This window comes from bacterium (genome assembly GCA_029210545.1).
In the GTDB taxonomy this organism is placed as follows: domain Bacteria; phylum BMS3Abin14; class BMS3Abin14; order BMS3Abin14; family BMS3Abin14; genus JARGFV01.
On the sequence record JARGFV010000168.1, the window covers coordinates 1 to 4,422 of the forward strand.

A 4,422-nucleotide genomic window follows, 5' to 3' on the forward strand; every position below is an offset into this window, starting at 1 on the left:
TGCTCCTCCTTTCCATTGTCAGGAAAGAGGAGCAAGAATAGGGCCAACTCGGTTAACCAGACCCCACGGGCGTTCTAAAAGTATGAATAACGAGAACTGACCCCACGGTGGTGGAGGGGTAACGAGGAATGGGGGTATGGGGGGTATGGGTGCGTGGGGGGAGGACCGAGGTGGGGGTGAAAGGAACCTGCCTGTGCGAAGCGATCGGGGTCATGTAAAAGGCGGGGGATGGAAATACGGACGCCTTGAAATTCCGCCACATTTCGAAGTACATATAGTTTATGGTCCGGGGAATTCCATCCATGCGCTTCAGCGGATCCTCCAACAGGGGCATGGCCCGGTACAGCCTCATCGACCTGACCAACCTGCTCATGGCGGGTTTTCTCCTTGTCTTCTATTTCCTCGCATTGCCGAGGATCCCGAACCCGCTCCAGGCGCCTGCCTGGTATCTCATCCTGGTCCTCCTGGTGGAATCATCCGTACGTGTGAGGGAACGTTATGACGGTCGTCGCCTGGCGCCGCCCCTGATCTTCCTTCTGACGGTGCTCTTCCTGTTCGTCGCCTTCGAGTCCATCGCCCTGACGCTGCCCCACTTCAACCCCCGGCGGTACGACTGGCTCATGGCTGCCGCCGATCACACCCTTTTCGGACTCCACCCCACGGTCTGGCTGGAGGGGTTTTCCAGCCCCGTTCTCACGGAGGCCCTGTACATCCTGTACGCCTTCTATTTTCCCATGCCGGTCATCCTCCTGGGCTGGATGCTCGCCAGGGGCCGGTACAGGGCCGTTTCGGACGGTGTTTTCCGCTATCTTCTCTGTTATTACGGGGCCTACGTGGCCTACTTTCTCGTGCCGGTTCAGGGTCCCCGGTTTTACCTGGCCCACCTGCAGGGTGACAGGTTGAGCGGCCCGTTTCTCTCCGAACCGATCCGGAAACTCATCGACCTGCTCGAGCCCAACAAGCTCGATGCCTTTCCCAGCCTCCACGCCGCGATCCTCCTGGTCACACTGATGCTCGCCTTCAGGGAGAACCGGGCCATGTTCCGGTGGTTCCTGGGGTGTGGTGTCGGCATTCTTGTTTCCCTCGTATACCTCAGGTATCATTACGTCGTTGATCTGATCGCCGGCCTGGTTTGGGCAGTTGCCGGCTGGCACCTTGGCGGCTGGATCATCCGGAAATGCGGTGCCGGGCTGGCGCCCCACTTCGGGGAGGAAGGTTGAGAGAATTTCTCAGGCGGGTCGGGTACGATGGCAGGCAGGGCAATACCTACATTGTCCTGCTCTCGGCGCCGGTCCTGCTCACGATTTACCGTTACCGGGGCTGGGCGGACCGGTTTGCCGACTGGTTCCCAGGCCTGGCCGGGCACCCTCTTGCCGGTCTCTTCGCTGTCGTGTTCCAGTGGTCCTCCTTTTTTCTCCTCGTCCTTGTCATCCCCTTCATCTTCGCCGGAGTCAGGATGGGTTTTACTCCCGGCGAGATGGGGATCAAGTGGGGTGACCGGCGCTTCGGGCTGATCTTCGTTGCCCTCGCTCTGCCTCTCCTGGTCGTCCCCTTTTCCCTCCTGGCGTCCTCCATGCCCGACGTCCGGCTGGAATACCCCCTTGCCAGGATCGTGACCACCCGCACCGACCTGGTGCTGGTCTACGAGGCCGCCTATGTCCTGCTCTACTACCTGGCCTGGGAGTTTTTCTTCCGTGGGTTCATGCTGTTCCCCCTGGCGCGTGTTTTCGGCGGCATGAACGCCATCCTGATCCAGACGATCCCCTCCTGTCTTCTTCACATCGGTAAACCGGAGGGTGAGGTCACCGGTTCCATCCTCGCGGGGCTCGTCTTCGGGACACTGGCACTGCGGACCGGCTCCATCTGGTACGGCTGGGTTCTCCACGCCGCCCTCGGGGTCCTGGTGGACCTCCTGGTGATCTTCCGATGACGGGGAGATCAGGTTGAGAACCGTGCTGGTAACCGGTGTCAACGGGTTTATCGGCAGCCACGTGGCCCGGCGTCTGCAGCGCCTGGGGTGTGAGGTAAAGGGTATCGTACGGCCGACCTCGGATCTGTCGTTTATCACCGGTCTTGACCTCCAGCTGTTCAAGGGGGATGTGACCGACAGCGCTACGCTCACCAAACCCATGCCGGGTGTGGATACCGTCGTCCACGTGGCGGGACTGGCTTCCGACTGGGGGCCATACCGGCGGTTTTACGAGGTTAACGTCACCGGAACACGGAACGTGGCCGAGGCTGCAGCCCGGAGCGGAGTGAGCCGCTTCGTTCACATCGGTACCACCGCGGTGCACGGTTTCCCGGGGTTCCGGGACCTGCCGGAGTCCGCGCCCATGGCCGAAACCCCCTTTCACTACTGCGAAACGAAGAAGATCGCCGAGCGCTGGCTCTTCGATTTTTCGGCCTCCACCTCCATGGAGGTGACGAGCATCCGTCCGGGCAACGTTTTCGGCCCCCGGGACCATACTTTCATGGAAAAGTACCTCGACGCCATGGTGACGGGCAAGGCGGGCTACATTGACGGGGGAAGGCGCCTGACGGCCCCCGTGTACGTGGCGAACCTGGTGGACGGTATCCTGGCGGCGTGCACGAACCCCTTCGCGGCGGGAGAGGCCTTTACGGTCACCGACGGGCTGGACATCACCTGGCGGGAGTTCACGGAGAGTTTCGCCTCGGAACTGGACCTTCGGCCCCCCAGGTTCTCCATCCCCTTTCCCCTGGCCTACGCCGCGGGCGCGGCGTGGGAAGGAGTTTACAGGCTCCTGGGCATCTCGACGCCGCCGCTGCTCACCCGGTACCGCGCGTCCAACGGCGGCCGGGACTACCATTTTTCCATTGAAAAGGCCCGTCGTCTCCTGGGCTACAGTCCCGCTGTCGGTTTCCATGAGGCCGTGGCGAGGACCGTGGCGTGGTACCGGGAGCGGGGGAGTGAGGGTGCGTGGGAGTAGGGGGGAGAACCTCGACTTGACGACTGGGCGACCATCCTTCGTCACGCCGTAAGCATGGCTACGGATGGCAGGCGGAGCGAAAAGGCGGCGTGACAGGCTTCGACGCGGGGACACGGGGACACGGATGGGGAAGAGCAGACGCGGGGATACCCCTCGACAAGCTCGGGGCAGGCGGGGACGCGGAGAAAGGCGCGAAAAACAGGTCGAAGACCGAAGACAGGCGTTTCCATTGATTGACGCGTTTTTGATGTGCCTCTGGTTAAATCGGCCTTTGACCATTAAGCTTCTGAGGAGGCACCCATGTTAGAGATCCTTCGCAACCGGCGCAGCGTACGGAAGTTCGAGGACAGGCCCGTCGAGGAAGAGAAGGTCCTGCTCCTCACCGAGGCCCTCCTGCGCTCCCCCTCGTCCCGTTCCATCAACCCCTGGGAGTTCATCATCATCGATGACAGGGAGACCATCGACCAGCTGGCAAAATGCAAGCCCCACGGTGCCGGGTTTCTGGCCTCAGCCCCCCTTGCCATGGTCATCCTGGGTGATACCAGCGTCTCTGACACCTGCATCGAGGACTGCTCCATCGCCGCTATTACCCTCCAGTACGCTGCAGAGGCACTGGAACTGGGCAGCTGCTGGTGCCAGGTAAGGCTCAGGTCCCGTAGCGGGGAAATGTCTGCCGAACAGTACATCAGGGAGGCACTTGGGGTACCGGAGCCTTACATGGTCGAGTGCGTCATCGGCCTGGGATATCCGGCCCAGAGCCATCCGCCCCACGGCCGGGACAGCCTGGACTGGGGAAAGGTGCATAAAGACAGGTATAAGGGGAAGTGATAGTGGAAAGTGGAAAGTGAAAGTCGTAGACCCTGAGCCAGTCGAAGGGGTGGAAGGTGAAAAGGATAAGGGAGAAGAAAGTGCACATTTTTCACTACGCCCATCTTGATTCCTTCTGCCCATAAAGGTTATTGTTTCACAAGGTCATCGTTTCGGGACGTCAATAACGCCGGCGCATGCCGCGAAAAATGATCGGGTGGTGCGGGCTGTCAACGCAAAGTAGAGATGTCCCCTTTTCTCCCATTTAGAGATGTCCCCTTTCTGTCACCATGTGTTTGCAAGGGGGCGAGGAAAGGATGTCGCCATGGATGATCGGAAGCGGGTTTGCCGTTCGGTTGTTTTGCTTGACCTGCCATGGCTTTATCGACGCGCTGGTTGATGGTTTTTTCGTCCTCGAGGGGAGTTGGTCTTTGAGCCTTTTTGTAGATTGAATACTCGAGGGTCTTGCCCTGATACAGCAGGGTGACTGTTCCGTCGAAGGCTTCGCAGATGGTGACTTCCGCGAATCTCAGGCGCCGTGTCCGATCTTTGGCTTGAATCTGATAGATCGTATTCTGGTACTGGATGGTCAGGTTTTTTGAGATGGTTCGTGTGTCTTGTATGGAGAAGATCAGATCCAGTTCTGGTTCTGAATGCAGGACTGAGC

Annotated in this window: 6 protein-coding genes; 5 read left to right on the forward strand and 1 reads right to left on the reverse strand. The window is 60.0% G+C overall.

All coding sequences use genetic code 11. From position 1 onward, the window contains the following. Positions 1-302 precede the first annotated feature (302 nt). From P1S46_11835 to P1S46_11855, 5 genes are all read left to right on the forward strand, one after another. Positions 303-1,220: a phosphatase PAP2 family protein gene (locus P1S46_11835; GenBank protein MDF1537159.1), complete on the forward strand. Its 918-nt coding sequence runs from the start codon at positions 303-305 to the stop codon at positions 1,218-1,220. After that, positions 1,217-1,930, forward strand: a complete 714-nt coding sequence (locus P1S46_11840; protein MDF1537160.1) for a CPBP family intramembrane metalloprotease — start codon at positions 1,217-1,219, stop codon at positions 1,928-1,930. Before P1S46_11835 ends, P1S46_11840 begins: the two co-directional genes overlap by 4 nt. 22 nt (positions 1,931-1,952) lie before the next feature. Continuing rightward, positions 1,953-2,948, forward strand: coding sequence for an NAD-dependent epimerase/dehydratase family protein (locus P1S46_11845; protein MDF1537161.1), 996 nt, complete (start codon positions 1,953-1,955; stop codon positions 2,946-2,948). 89 nt (positions 2,949-3,037) lie between these two features. Next, positions 3,038-3,181, forward strand: coding sequence for a hypothetical protein (locus P1S46_11850; protein MDF1537162.1), 144 nt, complete (start codon positions 3,038-3,040; stop codon positions 3,179-3,181). A 67-nt stretch (positions 3,182-3,248) separates the two neighbouring features. Continuing rightward, positions 3,249-3,776 carry a nitroreductase family protein gene (locus P1S46_11855; protein ID MDF1537163.1) on the forward strand — a complete coding sequence of 176 codons (528 nt, stop codon included), beginning with the start codon at positions 3,249-3,251 and terminating at the stop codon, positions 3,774-3,776. A gap of 209 nt (positions 3,777-3,985) precedes the next feature. Here the strand turns inward: P1S46_11855 and P1S46_11860 are convergent. Further along, positions 3,986-4,422: transposase (locus P1S46_11860; protein MDF1537164.1), on the reverse strand; the 437-nt coding region annotated here is incomplete at its 5' end.